The organism is Treponema sp. B152, assembly GCF_024181665.1.
Lineage (GTDB): Bacteria > Spirochaetota > Spirochaetia > Treponematales > Treponemataceae > Treponema_B > Treponema_B denticola.
The window spans coordinates 2,216,042-2,235,738 of the sequence record NZ_CP058668.1; the positions used below are offsets into that span (position 1 = coordinate 2,216,042).

Here is a 19,697-nt window from a genome sequence, read left to right on the forward strand (position 1 = left end):
CAGCAAGCTTTTTGTCGGATACAGACGAATCATACTTTATTTACCCCACAGTACATACTATAGTAACATGAATCTAGTATAAAATTCAAGGGATCGCATTGCCTCAAGTTAAATCTAACCGAAAAAAAAGCTGTTCATCACGTAAAAATCTAACCTAAAATAGAAGCCCTAAGGAAGGGCAAAATGGGGTTAGATATGAAAATGAAAAAGAAGCTGACCGAGGAAACGGCTAAACGGTACTGCACTGCAGGAAAGAAACAAAAGACGAAAATCCTCGATGAGTTTGTTGCAACTATCAAGTACAACCGAAAATATGCAATTCATATTCTGAAAAATAGTGCATACGTAAAAGTAACACACTTTAACAACGCTGCCAAAAAAAGTGTGCAGATCATTAAAAAGACACGAAAAAAGCGAAACTATGAAAAATACTACGGTCAAGACGTACAAGAGCAAGTCATCCGGCTGTGGATTTTTTCGATGTACTTGTGTTCAAAACGGCTCGTGCCGTTTATACGTGATAATATCGATTACTTTGCTCAAAAGTTCGGCTATTCTGAACAACTTAAAGCAAAACTCGCTCGCATATCAAGTGCAACGGTCGGTAGGATTCTCAAGCCTGAAATTCCAAAATATTCTATCCGAGGTATTTCAACAACACGGCCTGCAAAGAATCTTAATAAGCTCATTCCAATCCGCACCTTTTTCGACTGGGATGAACGCAAACCGGGCTTTTTTGAGGTTGACACTGTCGCAAACTGTGGTATAAGTACTAAAGGACAGTATATTTGCACACTTACCCTCACTGATGTTCATTCAGGATGGACGGAAAATAGAGCCCTTTTAAACAAAGCTCACCGATGGGTAAAAGAAGCGATAGAGGATGTGAAAATAAACTTACCGTTTCAGATGAAAGGTATTGATAGCGACAACGGAAGCGAGTTTAAGAATATACAGCTTTTGCAATGGTGTAACACGAATAATGTTATCTTCACTCGAAGCCGATCGTGTAAAAAAAATGATAATTGTTTTGTGGAACAGAAAAATGACAGTGTAGTAAGACGCATTGTCGGTTACTACCGATTTGAGGGAGAGAAGGCACGAAGCGTTATGGCTGACCTTTATGAGCAATATAACATGCTTGTAAACTTCTTTTTTCCTTCAATGAAGATTATTTCAAAGCATAGGGTAGACGCAAAGGTCATAAAGAAATATGATGAAGCTAAGACACCGTATCGTAGGCTTATGGAAAGCTCTGATATAAGCGATGCTGAAAAAGATGAGCTGCGGCGTAGGAAGGACAGTTTAGACTTACAACAGCTGATTGATAAAACGCAAGAGCTGCAGAGCAAACTTATTTCAATGACTCACAGGTGGTCTACATGGCTACGGTTAGATTTTTACTTGAGTAACGCAAATCATTTCGGTTAGATTTTTACGTGAGTAAATACGGGGATGTTCACACCGAAATTACTTTTTTACGCATTACACCACTCGAGTTATAATATTCTATTTATTTTTGTACATCATAGGCCGATACATAATTTGTACACAATATGCCCGATATATCAGCTGCCGTTTTATCATATTTAGAAACACTTTCCCGCAAAGACCTTGTCGGGTTGATACATTCCTTTGCCGTGAGACATGAAGATATTCGGCTTGTCCTTGAAGAAAAAAGCGGCACGGAAAATGTAAAAGATCAAGACAATACCGTCTCTGCATACAGCCCACGAATGCCGCAAAAGGTGCTTACGGCGAAAGCGGATATACTCCCGTTGCCGCACAGTCTTGTCAATCGGAACAGTACGGCACAGGAAAAAATAAATTTGTATACATCGTTATTTATCGGCCGACAAGATGTATTTGCCCTGAGATGGTACAATGCAAAATCAAACAAAAGCGGTTATTCTCCGGTTTGCGAAAACAAATGGAAAACAGGAAAATGCGATATGAAAAAATATGCCTGTGCATCCTGCCCGTTTAAGCTTCCCGTGCCGCTTTCCGACCGATACATTTTTAATCACCTAGCTGGAAAAGATATCGCCTGCCGCGATGCTATCGGTTTATACCCGCTTATGGAAGGAGACGTATGCCGATTTCTCGCCTTTGACTTTGATTCACACACGGGAAGTTCCGATGCATGGAAAAAAGATGCTACCTCTGTCCGTAAAACGTGCGCGGCGTTTTCTATTCCCGTTTCGGTTGAAATATCACGTTCGGGAAAAGGAGCTCATTTTTGGATTTTTTTTGGTGAAAGCATTAGTGCAAAGCGGGCTCGCAACTTAGGCGTGTTGATTTTACAGGCTGCGATGAATGAGCAGCATTCTCTGTCGTTTGAATCACTCGACCGTATGTTCCCTAATCAGGATTCAATACCAAAAGGCGGCTACGGCAATTTAATAGCTTTGCCGCTGCAAGGACAAGCAGTAAAAAATAAATGTTCCGTTTTCGTAGATGAAGATTTTATTCCGTTCGACGATCAGTGGAACTATTTAAGTTCCATTAAAAAATTATCGGCAAAGATCTAGACATATGCTGCAGCGAAATTACAAAAGTAGTGCATGGCTTTTTGCCGAATGATTGTGATACCGAAAACGTGTTGAAATCCGGCGCTGCATATAAAGATTTCGGATCGCCGCAAAATATCCGGCTTACACAAAAGGATTTTTCTTCGGCTGTACATATTACGCTTTCAAATCAAATAGAAATTACAAAAACCGGAATCTCGGAGCGGGCTCTGGGAATTTTTCGGAGGACGGCGGTTTTCTTAAATCCTGAGTATTTTAGAAACCTTCAAATGCGGCTCCCGCTGTATAACATCCCGCGTTACATCGATTGTTCCGGCGAGAGTGAAAACGCTTTGCTCTTGCCGCGCGGCAATATCGTACAGATTCAAAAATTATTAAACGATTGCAATGCACCTTACGAAATCAATGACAAACGGGAACAGGGGATTAGCATTAAAGTCGATTTTAGTGAGAAACTGTATGCGGAGCAAAAGGATGCTTTGCAAGCGATGCTCGAATCGGACATCGGTATTTTATCCGCCGGAACTGGTTTCGGAAAAACGGTAACTGCTGCCGCACTCATTGCGGAAAGGAAAACGAATACGATCATTCTTGTGCAAACGCACACACTTTTGGAGCAGTGGAAAAAAGCCATCAAGCGGTTTTTAAATTGCGAAGCGGGAACGATCGCTGCAGGAAAAGATACGTCGACAGGAATTATCGACATCGCAATTATTAAATCACTGACGGAGAAGAAATCGGATTCGGTAAAACCGCGCCGCCATATTTATGGTATGCTTATCGTCGATGAATGCCACCACGTTTCAGCCTTCGGAACGGAAAATCTTGTAAAAAGTTTTCGTGCAAAATACGTATACGGGCTGACTGCAACACCGGTGCGTCGCGATGGTAGGCAAAAAATTATCTTTATGCAATGCGGGCAGATTCTTTATGCGACTACTACGAAACAGATGAATCGCGTGCAAAACTTTGAGCATTATTTTGTTCCACGTTTTACGAATTTTCATATCTCCGCGGAAAATATAGAGACTTCAAAATCGGTAATAAAAAATTATTATTCTGAAATGATACAATCCGAGCCGCGGAATTTATTAATCGTTTCCGATGTAAAAGCCGCCGTAAAAGCAGGACGAACACCGCTTGCTCTTTCTGACAGGATTGAACATTTAAAATTGTTAAAAGAAAAACTGAAGGACGCAGCTCGCAATGTCATCGTGATTACCGGAAAAGGAACGCAAAAGCAAAAAAAAGAACAGTTGGAAATACTCAACAAAGTTCCCGCATCCGAGTCGCTTATCGTACTCGCGACGGGAAAGTATGCCGGAGAAGGTTTTGACAATCCTAGGCTCGACACGCTTATGCTTGCAATGCCGTTCAGCTGGAAGGGAACGCTTGCACAATATTGCGGCCGCTTGCACAGAAATTTTGCAGGAAAAGAAGAAGTTCTGATTTTCGACTATGTCGATTTTCGTCTTTCGGTTTTCGACAGAATGTACCGGAATCGGCTTAAAGGCTATAAACAGCTCGGCTATACAATAAAGCCGGTTTCCGATTCGGAAAAAAAAGAAAAATCGCCGTCAAAGCTGTATTCCGCCGGCGGCTATAAAACCGATTTTATTCAAGACTGCATGAATGCAAAAAAATCAATTGTCGTTTGTTCGCCGTATCTTTCCAAAACGGAAGTGCAAAAATTTGTACCACTCGTGCCGAAAATTATTTCAACCGGATGTAGAATTTTTATTACGACAAAGCTGCATAAAGATGAAGGACGGCAAAAAAAACAACAGCAGTATATTGATATGCTCGAAGCGGCCGGGGCTGCGGTTTCGGCAAAAGAAAATATCACACAAAGGTTAGCCGTTTTTGATGAAAAAATTTTATGGTACGGCAGTATTAATTTTCTCGGATATTTGGAAGCTGATGACTGCAGCATCCGTATCTGTAATTTGGAAATCGCGTCAGCTGTCGAAGTCGAAATGGAAATGTTATAACTAATTTGCTTAACTATTGGATAGGACAGATTGAGAAACTGTAGATTAGGGGGTACAAGCGAACCGGCGGAGAGCTTCAAGGCTAAAAACCCTTGTTATTCTCTCAAGACTTCACCCTTTTTTAGAAAAATTAAAAGAAAAGCACATTGATCCGAAACGGAAGATTTTCACTCGGGAACCTTCGGCTTTATCATTTCTCTTCCAGCGTTCTTCGCCGCCCCACTGGATCTTGTTTCTTTCAAAATATAAGACCATCCATTCAATAATATATCACATAAAATTTTAAAAAGTCTACAAAAAGTTTAAACTTTTTGCGGCGGGAGGGTATTTAATAACTTCAAAATCGCAGCTAAAATTGCTCTTTATGCGTTTTTTAATTTTTCCCAAAGTTCTGAAATTTTTTCGATGATTATTTTTTTTTCTACCTTGCCAGAAATATAGGCATCGGAAAGTTTTTTTAGCTCAGGTAAATCTTCTTTAAAGATTTCAAACTTTGACAGAGGCAGGGCCTTTGCATCATACTCAATGCAAAGGCTTCCTGTCCTCTCATTCCTTTCAATTTTGCTGACCGCCTTATGAGAAGAGGCGGCCTTTTCAAAAGCTTCAAAAATATCCTTATCTTTTATCATCTCGCCCCTGAGCCTTATATGCCCGGGAAAAAAACTTGAAACAGTCATTACTTCCTCCGATTAAATAGATTCGGCAAAGGACGATTCATAGCTTCTCATTGCAGACATACCTATGGCAACCGTCGAACCGTTATGGACTAAGGCCGCTGTAGCCGGAGGAATTGAGCCCGCAAGTTCCCCTGCAATAAGGGCTGAGTTAATGCCGATAATCGCTTTATTGTTTACATTGATTCTTTTGATCAAGCCCGTTGCTATACGCCTTAAAATGGGTAAGGCCCTTAGGCCGTCATCCGGCAAAAGAATGTCGGCGGTTTCTCCTGCTATCGAAGAAGCCTGCCCCATTGCAATTCCTACATCCGCTTCCGACAGGGCAGGAGAATCATTTATCCCATCGCCTATCATAACGATTTTTTTACCCTCCGCTTTTAACTCTTTAATAAAATCGGCCTTTGTATCGGGAAGAGCTTGAGCATGATAACGGTCGATACCCGTCTTTTCGGCTATACTGCGTGCGGTTTGGGGGCCGTCCCCTGTCAGCATAATTATGTTTTTTATTCCCAGTTTGTGAAGTTCTGAAACAACTTCTTTTGCCTCGGGGCGAACAGGATCTTCTATCGCAATGATACCGGCAAGTTCTTTTCCTATCGATAAGTATAACTGGGAACAGCCGCTCTTCGACAAATCTTCAATAGCTTTTTCGGCTTCTTCCGTTTTTGGAATACCCTCATCATCGAATATAAAATGAGCGCTTCCTATACGCAGCTCCTCTCCTTTTAAGGTAGATTTAAGGCCATGGGCTAAAATATAGGAAACCTTCGTATGTTCTTCTCTGTGTTTAATTCCCCTGTTTTCGGCTTCCCGTACAACGGCCCTTGCAAGCGAATGGGGAAAATGCTCTTCAAGACAGGCCGCTATTTTTAATACGGCTTTTTCCGGCCTGCCGCCGAAGGTAATTATCTTTTTAACCGAGGGCTGGGATTCCGTAAGAGTTCCCGTCTTATCGAATACGATTGTATCGGCTCGGGCAAAGTCTTCTAAAAACTTTCCGCCCTTTACGGTAATACCGTGCTCTGCACAGTTTTTCATAGCTGAAAGCACGCAGACAGGAGCAGATAACTTCATCGCACAAGAATAGTCAACAAGAAGAGTCGAGGCAGCCTTTGCAAAGTTACCTGTAAAGGCGTAGGTCAAGCCTGCAAGTAAAAAGTTATAAAAGACAAGTTTATCCGCAGTTCTTTCGGATTTGATTTGTGAAGCCGCCTTTAACGATTGAGAGCGGTCAATCATATCGGCTATTTTGCTCACTCTGGTTTCCCGTCCGCAAGCCTTTACGCATACATGGATTTCCCCCTCTTCAACGACGGTAGAAGCAAAAACAGTATCTCCCGAAACCTTGTGCACGGGAAGGCCTTCTCCCGTCATTGAAGCCTGATTAACAGAAGCCTCGCCCGATACGACTGTTCCATCTGCAGGAATAACCGACCCTATCCTAAGAATAACCGTATCTCCGGCTTGAAGAAGATTGGCGGAAATTTCAGTTTCATTTCCGTCTTTTAGAACATGAACAGTTTCTTTTGTATTCAAAAAACTGCGGGTTAAATTTTCATAGGACTTCCGGCGGGTATACTCTTCCAAGATTTCACCCATTTCAAGCATCATCGCGATGGTTCCGGCTGTGTTTAGGTCTCCCGTCGCATAAGAAAGCGAAAGAGCCGTTGCATCTAAGGTTTCGGCACAAAAAGGCCTGCCCCCTTTCAAGGCTCTCATTCCGCCTTTTACACGGGGCATAATTGAAAAGAGAGCCAATATCCTGCGGACAGGAATAGGTAAGAGTCTGCGGATAAAAAACTCCGCAAGCAGCATCCCCAGAGAAACCGTTAAACTTTCGCTCACTATAGGTTCCTCTACATTTTCTAACAGTTCTTCGTTTTCAAAGTAAGAAGAATTTAGAGCTTTTATATAAGAAAGAGCTTCGTCTTCGCTTATCCCCGAATATTCAATTAAGATGCTTCCTGAAACAGGATTTACACTTATCGATCTTATGCCTTCTTGCAAAGACACAAGAGTCTCTACAAGAACGGCTTGTTTGCGGCTTAAACCTCTCCGGCTATATCTTAAACGCAAACGCCCAGGGAGGCGGTGAGCAATATAAAAATTCATAAAGATTTTATTGGTAAGAGATCAAATTATTTTGCTTCTGCGGCTTCTTTATTATATGCCGCTTCTGCCATTATATCTTGAGCGTCTTCTTTTACGGTTTCAACAAAGGCTGCAGCTTCGTCTTTTAATTTTAGGCCGGCCCCAACTACCTTGGCACAAGCCTTTTTAAAATTAGCATTTCTGGCTAAAAGAACTGCGGCTCCGCCTGCAACAACACCGAGTGCAAATGCTCCCCATCTGGTCATATATACCTCCAATAATCCTATCTTTGTAGGGCGTATTTTATCATTTTTTTATTATAGTTACAAGCAGTATCAATTTTTTAAAAAGCTTGACATTCCTCCAATACTTGTATAAATTATGCTTTTAAGGAATTATTGAAATGAAAAATAGCATATCAGTTTTTTTACTTGTTGTTGCAGCCCTTGTTTTACTGGCAGGCTGCCCGCAAAAAATAAACAATAAAAAAATACCGGCCTTTACTGTAACGTTTGATGTACAAGGACGCGGAAAAACACCGGCGGCTTTAACCATACCAAAAGACAGCTTATTGACTGCCGCTCAAACCCCACCCCTCGAATTTTCGGGCTGGGAATTCGGCGGATGGTATAAAGAGGCGGCAGACACTACTCCGTGGAACAATGCTTCCGACACGGTTACCGAAAACACGACGCTGTATGCCAAATGGACAAAACTCACCGTCCCTGCCGTACAGGATTTATGGCAAAGTAAAACAGCCCCCTACTTTAACGACTATTACCGCATACCCGCCCTTGCGATAACAAACGACGGAACCCTGCTTGCCGTAACCGATTTACGCTACACTGAAAACACCGATTTGGGTTTCAATCACGGTATTGATTTATTGATTAAACGCTCGGAAGATAACGGCAAAACATGGTCGGCCGATACCAATATCACAAATATACCGGCCGGTGATAAGAACGGCTACGGAGATACTGCCATCGTGGCCGACCGCGAATCGAATGATGTGCTCATATTGTGTGTGCACGGAACAAAAAAATATCAAAATGGTAACTATTCAACGACAGATCCAAATGCATACCTGCATGTTATTCAATTTGTATCCCGCGACGGGGGCAAAACCTTTCCCGATTCGGGGAAAAAAGATATTTCCAATACGATTTTCGGGTTTAATTCCTCGTGGAAAAGTTTGTTTTTCGGTTCGGGTAGAATTATGCAGTCGCGCTACATTAAAACCGGCAGTCATTACCGCATTTACTCGGCTCTGTTAAGCCGGGGTTACGGCAATGCCGTCGTATATTCCGATGACTTCGGTTCTACATGGAAGGTGTTGGGAGATGCAGCTTCTTCTCCTATCTTCGGTGGAGATGAAGCAAAGGTAGAAGAACTGCCGGACGGCAGCGTTCTCCTTTCCAGCCGGAACACAAACGCAGGCGGAAGATTGATAAATATTTTTACGTATAGCAATCCCGATACGGGTGCGGGAAGTTGGAGCTCAAAACAATTTGTGAATCTCGGAAGTGGAAGCGGTACAAACGGGGAAATTCTTATCTTAAAGGCTCGTAAAACCGATACAAAAGACCCGGTTTATCTTGCCTTCCAATCACTTCCCGACGGTCCGGGACGTTCAAAGGTTACCATTCATTGGCGGGAATTGACGAACACCGCGATAAGCATAAACGATTTTATTTCGGCTTCCGCATGGAACAGCCACAGCTACTTGGTGCAAACCGGAGACAGCGCCTATTCGACTATGGATGTACAACGTGACGGCGGTATCGGCTTTTTATACGAAAGAAATACACGCGGGCTTGAGTACGACATAGCCTACAAAAACCTGCCTATCGATGTCATCACAAACGGCGCTTATGAGGCTATTTTCCTCGGTACGGGTTCAAAGCAGTGTCCCTACACCGATTTGGAAGGCAAGCCCGTTGATCCAAGCGTAAAAGAATATTACAAAAACGAAAAACTGCACTGGAAAGAGTAACTGCCTGATTGTTATAAGGGGGCTGTGCCCCCGCTGAAGGATGTACGCCGCACATGATGTGCGGTGGTTATCTAGTATGAGCACTTTGAACTTACCGAATTTCTCGACTAAATTTTGATAATATTACCGTCTATTCACTCTCTTTTTCAAAAAGTTTAGGAGCCTTCTCCTCAGCGATTATCGCATCGAATTCTTCGTTTTCTATGGTTTCCTTTTCTAAAAGGGTTGTTGCTATCTTTTCCAAAAGATGCTTTTTTTCGTTCAGCATTTTTATAACACCCTCATATCGGGTATTGATTATCTTTGCGATTTCTTCGTCGATGTATTGCTGGGTTGTTTCGGCATATTCACGCACCAACCTAGGTTCATTATCGCCAAGATATCCGGCACCCCGTTTACTCAAGGCGACGTTTTTAAATTTAGAGCTCATACCGTAATCGGTTATAAGGCTTCGGGCAATATCGGTGGCACGGGTTAAATCGTTTGCAGCTCCGGTAGAAACCATATTGAATTTTACTTGTTCGGCGGCACGGCCTCCTAAAAGAACATCTATTTCGGCCAAAAGCTGTTTTTCGGTAACGATATGTTTATCGTCTTCGGGAATATGGAAGGTATAGCCCAAAGTCGAGGTTCCGCGGGGAACTATGGTTACCTTATGGACCTTATCGGCTCCATCGGTAAAGCTGCCTACGATGGCATGACCTGTTTCATGATAGGCTATTACTTTTCTTTCTTCTTCGCGGATTACGCGGGATTTTTTCTGTAAGCCTATCATTGCCTTTTCAACGGCTTCATCCAAGTCAGTCATAATGACGGTCTTTCTTTTACTTCTGACAGCCAAAAGAGCGGCCTCATTTATAATATTTGCAAGGTCGGCACCTGAACAGCCGGCTGTAATGCGGGCTATCGAAGCCAAATCGGCCGAAGCATCGAGTTTTACATTTTCTGCATGAAGCTTGAGAATCTGCTCTCTTCCCTTTACATCGGGGCGGTCAACCACAACCTGTCTGTCAAAGCGGCCGGGTCTTAGCAAGGCCGGATCCAAAACATCGGGGCGGTTGGTGGCAGCCAAAAGAATCAAGCCCGTCTTATTGTCAAAGCCGTCCATTTCAACCAAAAGCTGGTTCAAAGTTTGTTCCCGCTCATCATTTGAGCTGTAAGAATTATGACGCGATTTTCCGATAGCATCCAATTCGTCTATAAAGATAATACAGGGAGCTTTTTCACGGGCCTGCCTGAATAGGTCACGCACACGGGAAGCTCCTACGCCGACAAACATTTCAACAAAGTCCGAGCCGCTTATTCTAAAGAAGGGAACCCCTGCTTCACCTGCAACGGCTCGCGCAAGAAGGGTTTTTCCCGTTCCGGGAGGGCCTACCAAAAGAACACCTCGCGGAATCTTTCCGCCTATTTCGGTATATTTTTGAGGATATTTTAAGAAGTCTACAACTTCCATTAATTCTTCTTTAGCTTCATCGACGCCTGCGACGTCCTTAAAGCGGGTTTCAACCTTTCCCTCGTCTATTGCAGCACTTCTAGCCTGCCCGGGAGAAAAAATACTTCCGCCCAAACCGCCCATCCCCTTGGTCATCCGTCTCATGATGGCACGCCAAACAAGGAATATCAAAAGGAAGGGGAGAACCCACTGTAAAAGAAGCTCAACAATATAGCTTCTTTCCTTAGGCTTTACATGATAAACCACATGATGGTCATCTAAAAGCTGTAAAAACTCCGAGGTGTATATCCCGACTGTTACATATTCATTAGTATTTTTTTGTACCGACAAAAATGAAAATAAGGAGGTATTTGAAGAATCATCATCCTGTATGCTGGTATAACCGGTAAAATAAACAGGGCCGAGAACAACCTTTTTTATCTGTCCCGTTGTAATTCTATCCTTAAATTCCGAAAAAGGAATCAGGGCGGAACTATTGAGCACCATTAACTGATTGATTAAGATAAAAATAATAACTACAAGCGGTGCTAAAAGCCATAAAGAAAAAAACGGCTTCTTGGGTGATTTTTTATCGTCTCCATCGGAATCCGGCCCGAAATTAAAAAAGTTAAAGGGATCGTTTTGGTTTTTATCGTCATTATCTTTACTCATACATTCTCCAATAATATCTCTAATTTATTTTACTATAATACATAAAAAATAAGAAAAAGTCGATAGGAAGGCAAATTTATATTTTAATTAAGGAAAACGTTTTTATAGAAAAATTCCCCCTTCATAATTATTGTACGAAAAGTTTGCAATAAATAGCAAAATTCTATTGATTTCAAACTCAATTAGAGAATTGACCTTTCTTCTGTTTTAATCTCGACTTAAAGAATAAAATAGAAACTTTTTAATAATGCCGGATTCCAAAGGGCGGCAAGCCCTTTGGCAGCGCGAGTACAACCAGCGTAGCTTCGAGGTAAAAGAGAGGGGGTTATAGGGGGAGAGAAAACCCTGCTCTGACTTGAAAAGCCCGTAAGGGAACGGGGTGTTCTCTCCCCCTAAACCATTGTATTGACAAAAAGATAAGACGGCTATATAATTAACAAATTTTGTCGAGGGAGCCCCATTATGAAAAAAAAAGAAAAAAAACGCATATTTTCCATAAATAACTTTTATAAACATCCCGTATCAATGCTTATAACAATTCTTGCAATAACCTTGTTTTTCGCTCTTCAAATAATAAGATTAAATTTTGATAATAACAACTTCCGTTTTATTCCTAAAAATGATCCTTCCAGAATCAGTGCAAAAAAAATTGCCGACATTTTCGGGGAAGATGTGCCGATTTTGATAGGTATAGAACGCCGTTTTTCTACCATCATAGACAAAGAATTTTTAGATGCAGTGAGACAACTGGATGAAAAGCTAAAAGAAATCGAATTGGTAAAAAACACGACTTTGATAACAAATACAACTCATATAGACATAGGCGAAAAGGGAATTGTAAGCGAGCCCATTATTCCGCCGGACTTTTCGGGCACTGAAGAAGAAATTAAGGCTGTTAAACATAAGCTTCGCAACTGGGATATGTATGAACGGAGCCTTGTTTCCGAAGATTTACATGCAACCCAAATCTTTGTTTTTCTTAATGTAACGAATGAAGAAAGCGGTTCTCCCGAAACCATTGCGGCCTGCCGTAAAATTATGAAACTGACAGAATCTTGGAATTTTCCCGATTCTAAAATTTACCTGACGGGAACACCCATTTTTAACGAGATAGTAAATGAAGCAACTGCCCATGACTTAAGCTTTTTAGTTCCTCTGGTTATCATTGTCGTTTTAGGCGTCTTATTTCTTTCTTTTAAAAGGTTTACCGGTGTATTTTTACCTCTTTTGACGGTTATATGCTCCGTAATCTGGTCACTTGGAGCAATGGCTCTTTTTAACGTTCCCTTGTCGATTCTTTCTACAATTTTACCGATTATTTTAATTGCAGTCGGTTCGGCATACGGCATCCATGTTATAAACCATTATTATGACGAGGTCGTACAAGATGATTCCATCTCAAAGGAAGAACATAAAGAACAGGTTGTTAAGGCCCTAAGCGAGGTTATAAGGCCGGTTTTTTTGGCCGCCCTCACAACCTTCGCAGGCTTTGTTTCCTTTTGTTTTACCTCCGTCGTCCCCATCTTCGAATTCGGTATCTTTTCGAGCTTTGGCGTTGCTTCAGCATTTTTAATATCCATAACCTTAATTCCCGGCATATTGATATTAAGAGGGCCCAAAAAACCGTCAATGCGTTGGGCATCAAAAAAAGATAACACCAGCCGTTTGGATCGCGGCATTGCAAGTACCTTTGTAATCATTGCAGAACATTCCCGCTCGGTAATTCTTTTTGTCGGCCTCATAGTAGTTTTTTCCATATTAGGAGTAAAAAAACTCGTTATCGATAATGTTTTAATGGAATACTTTGATAAAGATGTCGCAGTAATTCAATCCGATAGTTTTATGCGTAAACACTTCGGCGGTTCAAAAGTGCTTGAAATGGTAATTAAGGCTAAAGACGGTTCCGATATTTTACGTCCGGATATTTTAAAAGCTATCGATGATCTTTCTTCTTTTTTGGAAGAAGAAATCGAAGATGTAGGCAAGGTTACCTCCATTGTTCCCCTAATTAAGCGTTTAAATCAGGTGTATAATGCCGATGAATCCCCTGAAGAAATTTCTAAAGGAAGTCAAGGAGCCGGCGAAGATATAAATGAAACAGAACCTTCAGACGATTTCGGAGACTTCGGAAATTTTGAAGAAGAATCCGATGACGCCGATATTCAACTTGCAAAAAACACGTCTAAACCTAAAAAGCAATACAGCCAAGAAGAAATTATGGCTATACTGAACGAAGCTGCGGAAGAAAGGGCCAAAAAAAATCTTCCTGCAGAAAAACTCGTTTACGAATTCGGGAAAAAGGTAAACTACAAAGGACTTGCCTACTATGAAATTCCAACCGATCCTAAAAAATACGGCAGAAATTCTCAAGAAGAACTTTCGGCCATAATGCAAAACTATCTTATCCTTTTAGGAAAAAACACTGAAGGCTTTTTAGATAATAATACAAATCCCAAAACATTAAAAGTGAATATTCAGCTCCGAACCGTCGGACAGCAGGATACCGACAAGGTTCTGGAAGAAATTAACGAATTTGTACGCCTTAAATTCCCCAAGGATGTAATAGCTGAAACAGGCGGCTTTGTACTGGTCGAAAAGACCTTAAACAAGCTCGTAGTAGAATCCCAATTGATTTCGGTTGGTGTTTCTCTTCTTATAGTATTTTTGATTCTTTCAATATATTATAGGTCAGCCTTTGCAGGCCTTTTTGGAATTATTCCGCTCGCCCTCTCTATCTTGATTAACTTCGGTATCATGGGCAGATTAGGTATAAAACTAAACATAGGAACTGCAATGGTTGCAAGCTTTGCAATAGGAATAGGAGTTGATTATACAATTCACCTTTTGGCAGCCTATCATAAATGCTTTTTAAAAACACAGGGCAGCGGCCAATTTTTGTATCTAACCTTCTTGGGCTCGGGAAAAGCAATCTTATTCAATGCCGTATCCGTAGGAGCAGGTTTTGCAGTTTTAATGCTCTCAAAATTTAATATGCTTTCAGAGCTGGGCTTTTTAATTGCCCTGATAATGATAACCAGCTCCCTCGGCAGCTTGACTATTCTTCCGGTTTTATTAAATTTAATGAAACCAAAGTTTATAAGAAAACTTTTACCTGTAGATATAAAGGAAATCAAAAACGAACATCCTTTTAATGAAGTAAAAGATACGGAGGAAGTATGAAAAAAATTACTTTAAGTTTAATTTTTGCTATCGGATTTTGCAGTTTAATCTTTGCCCAAAGTGCAGAAGAAATTGTAGCTAAAACAAAGACAAAAAACACGGCATCTTCACTTGGCTCGGAATCAAGTTTGGATATGCAGTCAGGCGGAAAAACCCTTTCAACATTAGAGATTAGACAATATTCTTCTTTAGACAAAAACGGTTTACAGAGAATGTTTGTCGAAATAAAGAATCCCCCGTCTTATAAGGGCTCAAGATTTTTAATGATTGAAAAAGCCGACGGCTCCACGGACCAGAAAATGTATTTGGCCCAAACAAAAAAGGTGCAAAAAATATCGGCTCAAGGAAGTGCCGATGAGTCATTTATGGGTTCGGACTTTTCAAATAACGATATTTCGTTTATGGAAAGGGACACAAAGCTCGATAATTTTAAAATCTTAGGTGAAGAAGAATATGAAGGAAAATCCGTCTATCTTATAGAGTCTACCCCTAAGGATAAAAATTATACATATTCAAAAACCATAATGCGGATCACAAAGGATAAAAATCTTTTACTCAAGGCCGAATTTTATCAAGGTTCTCAGCTCGTAAAGATTCTTGAGCTTTACGATTATAAGGAAGTAAACGGAATAATGACAGCCCATAAAACAAAACTGTCCACCGTCAAAACAAATACTTCAACCATAATCACAATAAAAAAAATAGAATACGGTATGAAGATTCCCGAGTATGTTTTTACACAAAAATACTTGGAAACAGGCAAAAAATAAATTATTTAGAAATTAAGGGAGACCTTAAACTAAAATTTAGTTAAGGTCTCCTATAAGGTATTTTACAAAATGAAAAAGTTTTTTTTTACGTTAGTTTTTATCCTTTCTATAAGTTCCTTGATTTTTAGCGAAGATAACAACTTAGGAGATTTCGGTTTTGATAATGAGGAAAGCGGAACCGAATCAAGTGTATTCAGTATAGATTTCGGCGGTGCTTTTTATGCGGGCACAGAGGTCTTCTTTGGTGCTCTTAAAAAGCCTGAAAACTTTAAACCGCCCTTCCCTCTTTGGGGCAGCCTCCATTTAGAAGCAAAGTCGCCCCTTGCCGAAGCCTATGCCTCGGTAAACTTAAACGCCAAAACTCTTGCGATCGGAATGGGTGAAACAGCCGAATTCTTTCCCAATCCTCTTTTTCCTGCATGGATTGACGAAGCCTATGTACAAGCCCTCACCGGCCCTGTAGTTTTCGGCGGAGGAATCAAAAAAATAAACTGGGGAAGAGCTAATTTTTTAAGTGTTTTGGATATTGTAAACCCCAAGGACTACAGCAAGCCCTACGAATTCTATCCCGAAAAAATTAAAAAAGCTTCTCCGATTTTTTTTCTTTCGGCCTATCTGCCAAAAGAAATGAAGCTTGAGCTTGTATATCTTCCGGTTTTTGAAGCCGATGAATTTGCTCTCGACGGGCGATGGGGAAAAAACACCTTTGCAAACATTACGCAAGCTCTGCCCTCTTCTGCCAATAAGGCCTTAGTTGAAGCAAAGAAAAAACTTTTTTTAAAAGGCCAAAAGACAAACACCTTTGACTATGCCCAAGGAGGCTTGCGTTATAGCCTGACAATAGACGGTAAACACGACCTGGGCTTTCAGTATTTTACGGGCTTTTTACATGAGCCTAATTTTCAATCGAGCCATAAGCCTTCCGCCCCCACCGAAGCGGAATTCAAACAGGTCTTTGAAAATGCTCAGCTTATATACAACCGCTATCATCAAATCGGTGCCGATTATGAAGCGATGTTCGGACAGTTTACAGTACAGGCCGAATTTGCTGCAAACATAAGCGCTGACTTAAAAGGAAACAATCCCGATATATACAACCCAAACCTTGCATGGAATTTGGGCTTTTTATACGCTCTTCCTAAAAATATAAACTTGAGACTTCAAGCTGCCGAAACCGTAAGGCTTTTAAATTCGGGAATAAATCAAGATAAACTCAACCTCGACACGGAAAAAGGAAACCCTATAACAGATACCCGCCTCCTTTTCTCCATCTCTCAAACCTTGGTACGAGGCTCCCTTGAATGGAAGCTCAATGCTCTTGTAGGAATAGAAGATGCGGATTTTATGATAAACCCCGAACTTTTATGGCTGATAGGCACAATCGACTTCGACCTAGGTCTCGGCTTTTTCGGCGGCAAAAAAAGCGGTAAATTAGGCCGGCACCAAAACAATCATTTTATAAAAATGAGCATCGGGTATGAGTTTTAGAAAATTTTATAAATTGTAGTATTTTATCTGGAAATATGTTAAAATGATTTTATGGGAGGTGTGATAAACAGTTCGGCAGAAATTCTGCCTCGCTGTTTGTCTTCGAGTTTTGTGCTTTGCACAAAACATCGTGTTATTATGGGAGTAAACTATGCCATATATCGCTTTGGAAAAAAAGATAAATAACTTAACTTTAGAACAGCAACAGTCTGTTTATGATTATGTAAATTTCCTTTTATATCAAAATACAGCTGCAAAAAATCAAAAAAATATACGCAGAAAACCCGGAGGCCTTGAAGGTAAATTCTATATGGCGGAAGATTTTGATAAAACTCCGGAATGTTTTAAGGACTATGTTTGATGTACCTGCTGGATACGCATACATTGCTATGGTTTTTAAGAGATTCTCCACAACTATCAAAAAAAGCTTTAGAGATAATTACTACAGAAAATAAAGTTTATGTCAGTATTGCCTCATTATGGGAAATAGCAATAAAAAAAAGTATAGGTAAACTTGAATTTGAACACTCTATAGAAAAAATCGCTGAATTATGCCATGAGAAGGATATTTTAATATTACAAATTCAACCCAAATACTTTGATAAAATAATAAAGCTGCCAAATATTCATAACGATCCTTTTGATCGTTTGATCATTTCTCAGGCAATAATTGAAAATTTGGTAATTATTACAAAAGATACAATCATTCCTAAATATAGTGTAAAAACTATTTGGTAGCTAAAAATATCCAATAGCTTGCTTCGCCTTGCTTTATTCTATTATTTTTTGTATATTTTGTGAAGTATTTATTAAGATAATGGGAGGTCATTATGTTGGTTAAAGAAGAAGTCGAAAAAGGCATAGCCTTGATAAGGCCGTATTTGCAGGCTGACGGAGGCGATATAGAGCTTGATTCGGTTGATGAAGCCGGAAAAGTTTATGTTAAATTAAAGGGAGCCTGCGGCTCATGTCCTATGGCTATCTACACTCTTAAAATGGGTGTTGAAGAACAGCTTAAGGACATGTTCCCAGAAGTTACCGAGGTAGTCGCAGTTTAAAATTTTAGAGCGGTTAAGCTATTATTGCCTCTAAGGCAATTTCCATCATGGTTTTAAAGGTAGTTTGCCGCTCTTCGGCACTAGTCTGCTCGTGAGTGACTACATTATCCGAAATAGTTAAAACAGCTAAGGCTTGACGCTTATACTTTGCAGCCAGAGTATAAAGCTCTGCAGCTTCCATCTCTACGGCTAAAACCCCGTAAGCAGCCCACATCTTCCATGTTTCAAGGTCATCATAAAAAACATCAGAGCTGGCAATCGAGCCTACTAAGGGTTTAATTCCCATTTTTTGAGCATGATCATAGGCATTTTTCAGCAAGCTCCAATCGGCGGTAGGAGCATAATGACAACCCCTAAAACGGTGCGTGTTAATACCCGAATCGGTAGAGGCCGACATAGCTAAAACTACATCCCGCAAGCCCATATCCTTTTGCAAGGCTCCGGCCGTTCCGATACGGATAGCCCTTTGTACGCCATACTCGTTAAACAGCTCATTTGCATAGATCGAAAAAGAAGGCTGCCCCATTCCAGTTCCCTGAACCGAAACCCTTACACCCTTGTAGGTTCCCGTAAAGCCCAACATACCTCTAACCTTGTTATAACATTGGGGATTTTCCAAAAAATTGTTTGCAACAAATTCCGCCCGTAAAGGATCCCCCGGTAAAAGAATTTTATCGGCAATTTCCCCTTTCTTTGCAGCTATATGAACACTCATCTTTACCTCCAATATATCTACGATAATATAAGTATACCCTATTCAAAACTAAAGTGCAAGACAAAAATCTTATTATGTAAAAACCTCGGTAAAATATGGCAGAAAACCGTATAATATGTAAAAAAATGCAATTTTTTTCATTAAAACTATTGACATTTATTTTAAAATTAAGTATATTATCTTCACACACAGAAGATACACACTATTATTCTATTCACAAGCAGCCCTTTCTCCTCCTTTTCGGGCTGCTTTCTTTTTATAAAAACGAATATTCCTAAGCTCAAAAGTTAAAGATAAAAATATTGACAAAAAAAAATCTTTTAGGTATACTTTTACCGTAAGTCGGAGAAACAAGGAGGGCATATGCAAAAAATTAAAGCTTTTTTTCATCAACAAAATCTAAGACGAAGAGCGGCAAGATTGGCAGGACGAATCGAAATTGTTCTATCTTTTGCAATGCTTATTGGAATTTTAATTCTTTCAATTGAAATCTTCTTTGACTTAAAAGAGATGATTTTCGCATTTATTTACGACAAAAAAGTTCCTTCATTCTCCGAATTCTTATCATTGATATTTTCTCTTGTAATAGGTCTTGAATTTGTAAACATGCTTATAAAACACACACCGGGAAGTGCTCTTGAGGTTGTGCTTTATACTATTGCAAGAAAGATTATTGCCGATCACGGAAGTATGCTTGATGCACTTTTAGGCGTTGTAGCCATTGCAGCCTTATTTGCCGTAAAAAAATACCTAAACGAAGGCGGAGAGTACGGAGCCGGAAATGAATGTGATTATATCGTAAACGGCGGAACAAGTATCCATGAGATAAATCACAGGCTGGATTCGGATTTTGATGAGGCATACGGAAACACGGTTGCCGGCTATTTATTTAACTATCTTAAACAACAGGGCCGCTCACCTCACCTCGGTTTGGAAGCCGACATAGGAGAATATAAATTCATAATCCACGAAATGGATAATGACCTGATAAGGTATATTAAAATTCTTCCTATAAATGAACATAAAAATTAAGTTTTGATTGAGTCCGGCTATTTATGAGAGCAGACCTCCATCAAACAGGGTAAGCCTTCAA

14 protein-coding genes and 1 pseudogene are annotated in these 19,697 nt (G+C 40.4%); 10 read left to right on the forward strand and 5 right to left on the reverse strand.

The genetic code is table 11. The annotated features are described in order from the left end of the window. Positions 1 to 183 precede the first annotated feature (183 nt). On the forward strand, positions 184 to 1,431 hold the full coding sequence (locus HYB91_RS10470) for an integrase catalytic domain-containing protein (RefSeq protein ID WP_002676828.1): 1,248 nt from the start codon (positions 184 to 186) through the stop codon (positions 1,429 to 1,431). 125 nt (positions 1,432 to 1,556) lie between these two features. After that, positions 1,557 to 4,522, forward strand: a pseudogene (locus HYB91_RS10480) (DEAD/DEAH box helicase family protein). 362 nt (positions 4,523 to 4,884) lie between these two features. On the opposite strand, the gene HYB91_RS10485 reads toward HYB91_RS10480, so the two are convergent. From HYB91_RS10485 to HYB91_RS10495, 3 genes are read right to left on the reverse strand one after another with little or no spacing between them, the layout of a single operon-like run. Continuing rightward, positions 4,885 to 5,199, reverse strand: coding sequence for a hypothetical protein (locus HYB91_RS10485; RefSeq protein WP_002672629.1), 315 nt, complete (start codon positions 5,197 to 5,199; stop codon positions 4,885 to 4,887). Between the two features lie 12 nt (positions 5,200 to 5,211). Beyond that, positions 5,212 to 7,311 carry a heavy metal translocating P-type ATPase gene (locus HYB91_RS10490; RefSeq protein ID WP_253719500.1) on the reverse strand — a complete coding sequence of 700 codons (2,100 nt, stop codon included), beginning with the start codon at positions 7,309 to 7,311 and terminating at the stop codon, positions 5,212 to 5,214. Positions 7,312 to 7,337: 26 nt separating this feature from the next. Then, positions 7,338 to 7,556 carry a DUF6110 family protein gene (locus HYB91_RS10495; RefSeq protein WP_002676824.1) on the reverse strand — a complete coding sequence of 73 codons (219 nt, stop codon included), beginning with the start codon at positions 7,554 to 7,556 and terminating at the stop codon, positions 7,338 to 7,340. Positions 7,557 to 7,693: 137 nt separating this feature from the next. On the opposite strand from HYB91_RS10495, the gene HYB91_RS10500 reads away from it, so the two are divergent. Beyond that, positions 7,694 to 9,286, forward strand: a complete 1,593-nt coding sequence (locus tag HYB91_RS10500) for a neuraminidase (protein ID WP_002676823.1) — start codon at positions 7,694 to 7,696, stop codon at positions 9,284 to 9,286. Between the two features lie 130 nt (positions 9,287 to 9,416). Here the strand turns inward: HYB91_RS10500 and ftsH are convergent, their stop codons facing one another. Next, positions 9,417 to 11,393, reverse strand: coding sequence for an ATP-dependent zinc metalloprotease FtsH (ftsH, locus tag HYB91_RS10505; protein ID WP_002666001.1), 1,977 nt, complete (start codon positions 11,391 to 11,393; stop codon positions 9,417 to 9,419). Between the two features lie 462 nt (positions 11,394 to 11,855). Between ftsH and HYB91_RS10510 the strand changes: the two genes are divergently transcribed. From HYB91_RS10510 to HYB91_RS10535, 6 genes are all read left to right on the forward strand, one after another. After that, positions 11,856 to 14,573: an efflux RND transporter permease subunit gene (locus HYB91_RS10510; RefSeq protein WP_002676820.1), complete on the forward strand. Its 2,718-nt coding sequence runs from the start codon at positions 11,856 to 11,858 to the stop codon at positions 14,571 to 14,573. Beyond that, complete coding sequence (locus tag HYB91_RS10515) at positions 14,570 to 15,343, forward strand: outer membrane lipoprotein-sorting protein (RefSeq protein ID WP_253719501.1); 774 nt, start codon at positions 14,570 to 14,572, stop codon at positions 15,341 to 15,343. The genes HYB91_RS10510 and HYB91_RS10515 overlap by 4 nt, the downstream gene beginning before the upstream one ends. Before the next feature lie 69 nt (positions 15,344 to 15,412). Then, entirely contained in the window at positions 15,413 to 16,831 is a 1,419-nt protein-coding gene (locus HYB91_RS10520; protein ID WP_253719502.1) for a hypothetical protein, read from the forward strand. 151 nt (positions 16,832 to 16,982) lie between these two features. After that, positions 16,983 to 17,192 carry a DUF2281 domain-containing protein gene (locus tag HYB91_RS10525; RefSeq protein WP_002672644.1) on the forward strand — a complete coding sequence of 70 codons (210 nt, stop codon included), beginning with the start codon at positions 16,983 to 16,985 and terminating at the stop codon, positions 17,190 to 17,192. Further along, positions 17,192 to 17,569, forward strand: a complete 378-nt coding sequence (locus HYB91_RS10530) for a type II toxin-antitoxin system VapC family toxin (protein WP_002666023.1) — start codon at positions 17,192 to 17,194, stop codon at positions 17,567 to 17,569. Before HYB91_RS10525 ends, HYB91_RS10530 begins: the two co-directional genes overlap by 1 nt. Positions 17,570 to 17,661: 92 nt before the next feature. Continuing rightward, positions 17,662 to 17,889 carry a NifU family protein gene (locus HYB91_RS10535; RefSeq protein WP_002666025.1) on the forward strand — a complete coding sequence of 76 codons (228 nt, stop codon included), beginning with the start codon at positions 17,662 to 17,664 and terminating at the stop codon, positions 17,887 to 17,889. 13 nt (positions 17,890 to 17,902) lie between these two features. Here HYB91_RS10535 and deoD read toward each other — a convergent pair whose 3' ends face one another. Further along, positions 17,903 to 18,604: a purine-nucleoside phosphorylase gene (gene deoD / locus HYB91_RS10540; protein WP_253719503.1), complete on the reverse strand. Its 702-nt coding sequence runs from the start codon at positions 18,602 to 18,604 to the stop codon at positions 17,903 to 17,905. Between the two features lie 363 nt (positions 18,605 to 18,967). Between deoD and HYB91_RS10545 the strand changes: the two genes are divergently transcribed. Then, positions 18,968 to 19,636, forward strand: coding sequence for an HlyC/CorC family transporter associated domain-containing protein (locus tag HYB91_RS10545; protein ID WP_002676815.1), 669 nt, complete (start codon positions 18,968 to 18,970; stop codon positions 19,634 to 19,636). The last annotated feature ends 61 nt before the right edge of the window (positions 19,637 to 19,697 follow it).